Raw genomic sequence first — 4,931 nt, forward strand, 5'->3', positions numbered from 1 at the left:
CGCGCCTTGTTCAAACAGCTGAACGGCCCGCGCAGCCCCTGTACGTCCGGCAGGATGTTGGCCTCGGGCACGAACACGTCGTTCAGGCCGATGTCGCCGGTGATCGAGGCGCGCAAGGACAGCTTGTCGCCGATCTTGTCGGTGGTGAAGCCGTCGAAGTCGCGCTCGACGATGAAGCCGCGAATTTTATCGTCCAGCTTGGCCCAGACCACGGCCAGGTCGCTGATGGGGCTGTTGGTGATCCAGTATTTGGCGCCGTTCAGCCGATAGCCGCCCGGAACCGCCACGGCCTTGGTGCGCATCGAGGCGGGGTCCGAGCCGCCGTCCGCCTCGGTCAGGCCGAAACAGCCGACCAGTTCGCCGGCCGCCATCTTGGGCAGGAATTTCTTCTTCTGCTCGTCCGAGCCGAAGGCGTAGATCGGATACATGGCCAGCGACGACTGCACCGACATGGCCGAGCGATAGCCGCTGTCGACCGCCTCGACCTCGCGCGCGATCAGGCCATAGGCGACGTGGCTGGCTTCCGAACCGCCGTACTGTTCCGGCAGCATGGCCCCCAGAAAGCCCATCTCGCCCATCTCGGTCATGATCGACCGGTCGAACACCTCGTCCCGGAAGGCGGCGATCACGCGCGGCAGCAACGCCTCGCGCGCATAGGACCGCGCCGCGTCCTGAACCATCCGCTCGTCATCGGTCAGGCGACCGCGAAGGTCGAACGGATCCTCCCAGCGGAAGGTCTGGGCGGAGAGGTGGGCGGCGCCGTCGGCCATGGGGAGGACTCCTGTTTGCGTTTCCGGGAGTCTCGAAGTCGTCACGCGGCCGTGACGAAGCGCCCCCTGTTCCGGCGGGCGGTTTAGGCCAAAATGCTTGCGCCGGGTAGAGGGGCGCGGCGTGACGCGCTAAAGCTGAACCATGTTGAAAGCCTTCAACCGAATGTTCCGCGATCACCCCCGCGAGGTGGACGAAAGCTACGTCCAGCATATGGCTGCGGCCGCGCGCTTCGGCTTTCGTCTGCTGGGCCTGGCGGGGGCGGCCTTCGCCCACGCCCTGGTTCCCGGAGTGCACAAGACGACCGTCTCGGACAGCGTGAAATCCATGGCCCGTGAAATGGGCGGCCGCGCCGAAGAGGCGCGCGAATGCCGCATGCGGGCCGCCGGGGTCTGGGACCCCGGCCTCTAGACCTTGATCAGACGGCGCGTTTCGCCTCGATTACGTCCCACAGGGCGGCGGCCGCGTCGATTCCGGTGAACTGTTTCAGCTGCTGGGCGCCGGTGGGCGAGGTGACGTTGATCTCGGTAAGATAATCGCCGATCACGTCGATGCCGACGAACAGCAGGCCGCGCGACTTCAGTTCGCCCTTCAGGGCAGCGCAGATTTCAAGGTCGCGGGCCGTCAACTCGACCGGCTGGGCCGTGCCGCCCACGCGCAGGTTGGAGCGGACCTGGCCGTCAGCGGGCACCCGGTTGATGGCGCCCACCACTTCGCCATCCACCAGGATGATGCGCTTGTCCCCGGCCGAGACGGCGGGGATGAATTTCTGGATCACCAGCGGATCGCGACTGCCGACGGCGTGAATCTCGACCAGGGCCTCCAGGTTCGGATCGCCGGCTTTCAGCCTCACCACGCCCGAACCGGCCGCGCCATGCAGCGGCTTCAGCACCACGTCGCCATGCTTTTCATGGAAGGCGACCAGGGCCTCGGGATCGGACGAGATCAGGGTCGGCGGGGTCAGGCCCGGGAAGCGGGTGACCAGCAGTTTTTCCGGCGCGCTGCGCACCTCGGTCGGGTCGTTGACGACCAGCGTCTTCGGATGGACCGTCTCCAGCAGATAGGTGGCGGTGACATAGGCCATGTCGAAGGGCGGGTCCTGACGCATCAGGATGACGTCGATGTCCCGGGACAGATCCAGCTTCACCCAGTCGCCGAAGTCGACATGGTCGCCGCGCGCGTGTCGCAGGGTCACCGGACGGGCGCGGCAGAACAGGCGGCCGTCCTCGAGCGCCAGGGTGCGGAAGTCATAGACCCACAGACGGTGCCCACGCTCCTGCGCCGACAGGGCCAGCATGAAGGTGGTGTCCGACTCGATGTTGACCGCCTCGATGGGGTCCATCTGGATGGCGACCTTGAGCATGACGTGTCCTTCGTTAGCGCGAGGCTTCGCAGATGCGCGGTCGGAGGCGCAGGTGCAAGGGGAGCCCCTCAAGTAGCCCAAGGGGCGATAGGCCTCTGACAGGCCTCAAGTAGCCCGAAGGGCGATAGGCCCAACTAATTGAGCCTCATCCTGACGCGATCATAGCTGGCCTGTCGTCCGACCTCGGCGGGGGCGTCCAGGCTGCGGGCGCGGGACAGGGCGTCCAGGGCGCCGGCCAGGGCCCCCTGTTTCTCGCGGGCGGCGGCCACGTCCAGCCAGGGGCGATGATCCTCGGGATCCAGCAAGGCGCGGCGAACAGCCGAGCGTTCGGCGCCCTCAAAGTCCTGGGCGCGGATGGCGCGGTTGAACAGGACGGACTGCAGGCGGATCAGGGTCTGGCGGTCGTTGACCGGGGCCATCAGCAGGTCCAGCCGGTCGGCGACATGCGGCGTCAGGCCCGCACGCAGGGCCCGGCGTGTCAGTTCCGACGGCAGGACCAGCCGCCCGTGGCTGAACGGGTCCAGCGCCACGGGGCCGTCGCCGGTCTCGACCCGCAGCAGGAAATGGCCGGGAAAGTCCACGCCCGCCGCCTTGAGCCCCGTCCGGCGCGCGGCGTCCAGATAGAAGACCGCCAGCGCCCCCGACAAGCCGCGCCGTCGCTCGGCCACATCGATGACGTCGGTGTTGGCCGGGTCGTCATAGCGCATCAGGTCGCCGTTCAGCCGCAGGTCGGCGGCCATGGTCTCGGCCAGGGCGTCGTCCGGCGCCTCGGTCTCCATCCGCTCGGCCAGCCGTTCGGCGGCGGCGGCGGCCAGGACGCGGACCGGCGCGGGATCGCGGAAGGGATGATCGTGGATGGCGCAGGCGATAGCGGCCTCCAGCAGGGGGAAGGCGTCGTCGGCGGCCTGACCGGCCTGTGTCAGAACTGTCTCCGCCTCGTCCCGGGTCACGGGATCACCCTTCGGTCGCCTCTATCCCGCGAACATGGCGCGGAAACCGGCCGGGAGCCAGCGCCACCATATCCAGACGCACGTCCAGCCCCGCCAGCGACCGCCGTCCGCGCGCCACGGCGGCCCCGGCCGCGCGCAGGCGTCGAAGCTGTTCCGGATGGATGGCCAGCAGGGCGGCGTCCAGCGTCCTCCGCCGCTTGACCTCGACCACGGCCAGCACGCGGCCGCGCCGGGCCAGAATATCGACCTCGCCGCCGCGCCCCTTCAGCCGAAAGGCCAGCACCTGATAGCCTTTCAGCATCAACCACAGGGCGGCCAGCCATTCGCCGTCGTGACCCTGACGCCGCGCCCGCCCGCCCAGAACCTGACGCCAGCCTGCCTTGGGCCGTTTCGGCGACGGGGCGGGGCGCAGGCTCTCGCTCATCCCCGGCCCTGCATCTCCAGCGCCCGCTTGTAGAGCGGCTTGCGGGGCAGGTTCAGCGCCTTTGACACCTCGGCTGCGGCTTCACCCGGCGGCAGGCGGGTCAGGGCCTCGGCCAGGGCGGCGTCGGCGTCGGCGGCGCTGGCGACCTCGGCCTCGCCCGGCCCGACCACCACCACGATCTCACCCTTGGGCCCGTCACAGCGGGGGTCGGCGGCCAGTTCGGCCAATGTGCCGCGCACGGCCTCCTCGTACAGTTTGGTCAGCTCCCGGGTGACGGCGGCGGGGCGGTCGCCCAGCACATCGGCCATATCGGTCAGGCTGTCTTTCAGGCGCGGGCCGCTCTCGAAGAAGACCAAGGTCTGGCGGCCGGTGCGCAGCTCTTCCAGCATGGTTTTGCGCGCGCCCGATTTGGGCGGCAGGAAGCCGGCGAACAGCACCCGGTCGGCGGGTTGCCCCGCCAGACACAGCGCTGCCAGCAGGCTGGAGGCGCCGGGGATCGGATGAACCGGCAGGCCCGCGGCGATGGCCGCGCGGGCGACGACATAGCCGGGATCGCTGACCAGCGGCGTGCCCGCGTCGGACACCAGGGCCACCACCTCGCCCGCCTGCAACCGCTCGATGGCGATCTCGGCCGCGCGGGTCGAGGCGTGGTCGTCGCAGCGTTCCAGCTTCGCCTTCAAGCCATAGGCCGACAGCAGTTTGGCGGTGACCCGCGTGTCCTCGGCCAGCACCAGATCGGCGGCGGCCAGCACGTCCAGCGCCCGCAGCGTCATGTCACGCAGATTGCCGATGGGCGTCGCCACCAGATAGAGGCCCGGCGAAACGGGCCGGGGCGGGGGGGCGGTCGGCGGAAAGAGCGGGCGATCGGTCATCGCGCGGGACCGTGCCAGCCGCTCCCCTCGGACTCAAGCGCGCGTCGCGTGAACCACAGGGCAGCGACGACCCCTAGGCCGAACAGCCAGCCCTCCAGCCCCGCCGTGACCGCCTGGGCGACCGAGCCGAAACCCGTTTCACCCATCAGCCCACCCAGCCGATCCAACCGCAGGCGCGAGGCGGGAAACACCTCGGCGACACGGTGCAGGCTGCCGCCCATCAACCGGCCGCCCAGCAAGGCGATGCCGGTCCCCGCGACGGCGGCGGGCAGGGCGGCCAGCGGCAGGAAGCGACGGCGTCCCGTCCGGCTCGCCAGCACCGACCCCAGACCGACCGCGCCGCCCAGCAGCACCCCTTCCGGGCCGCCGGTGATGTCGCCGGGCGCTTGGCCCAACAGAAGTGTGAAGGCGTCCAGCCCGACCAGCTTGACCACCGCCCCGACCAACAAACCGCCCAAGGCGCCGCCGCCGATGCGCCAGAGATCGTGATGCGTCGGCGCGAACATTGCGGCGGCGTTTCGGCGCTGATGGTCGTGGTCTGCCTGACGGCAGGC

7 protein-coding genes are annotated in these 4,931 nt (G+C 69.7%); 1 reads left to right on the forward strand and 6 read right to left on the reverse strand.

Annotation, left to right across the window (positions count from 1 at the left end; genetic code table 11):
• The coding region (locus tag EON91_RS13920) for an acyl-CoA dehydrogenase family protein (protein WP_292095922.1) at nucleotides 1–770 on the reverse strand (770 nt) is incomplete at its 3' end.
• 142 nt (nucleotides 771–912) lie between these two features.
• Here EON91_RS13920 and EON91_RS13925 point away from each other — a divergent pair.
• Nucleotides 913–1,179 (forward strand): DUF6356 family protein, encoded by a 267-nt coding sequence (locus tag EON91_RS13925; RefSeq protein WP_292095924.1) that lies wholly within the window; start codon nucleotides 913–915, stop codon nucleotides 1,177–1,179.
• 7 nt (nucleotides 1,180–1,186) lie between these two features.
• Here the strand turns inward: EON91_RS13925 and gshB are convergent, their stop codons facing one another.
• From gshB to EON91_RS13950, 5 genes are all read right to left on the reverse strand, one after another.
• On the reverse strand, nucleotides 1,187–2,131 hold the full coding sequence (gene gshB, locus EON91_RS13930) for a glutathione synthase (RefSeq protein WP_292095926.1): 945 nt from the start codon (nucleotides 2,129–2,131) through the stop codon (nucleotides 1,187–1,189).
• 134 nt (nucleotides 2,132–2,265) lie between these two features.
• Complete coding sequence (locus tag EON91_RS13935; RefSeq protein ID WP_292095927.1) at nucleotides 2,266–3,081, reverse strand: transglutaminase family protein; 816 nt, start codon at nucleotides 3,079–3,081, stop codon at nucleotides 2,266–2,268.
• Nucleotides 3,082–3,085: 4 nt separating this feature from the next.
• Nucleotides 3,086–3,505 (reverse strand): YraN family protein, encoded by a 420-nt coding sequence (locus EON91_RS13940; RefSeq protein ID WP_292095928.1) that lies wholly within the window; start codon nucleotides 3,503–3,505, stop codon nucleotides 3,086–3,088.
• Nucleotides 3,502–4,377: a 16S rRNA (cytidine(1402)-2'-O)-methyltransferase gene (gene rsmI / locus EON91_RS13945; protein WP_292095929.1), complete on the reverse strand. Its 876-nt coding sequence runs from the start codon at nucleotides 4,375–4,377 to the stop codon at nucleotides 3,502–3,504. Before rsmI ends, EON91_RS13940 begins: the two co-directional genes overlap by 4 nt.
• Nucleotides 4,374–4,931: hypothetical protein (locus EON91_RS13950; RefSeq protein WP_292095931.1), on the reverse strand; the 558-nt coding region annotated here is incomplete at its 5' end. The genes EON91_RS13950 and rsmI, both read right to left, overlap by 4 nt.

The organism is Brevundimonas sp. (genome assembly GCF_004210735.1).
Classification (GTDB): Bacteria; Pseudomonadota; Alphaproteobacteria; order Caulobacterales; family Caulobacteraceae; genus Brevundimonas.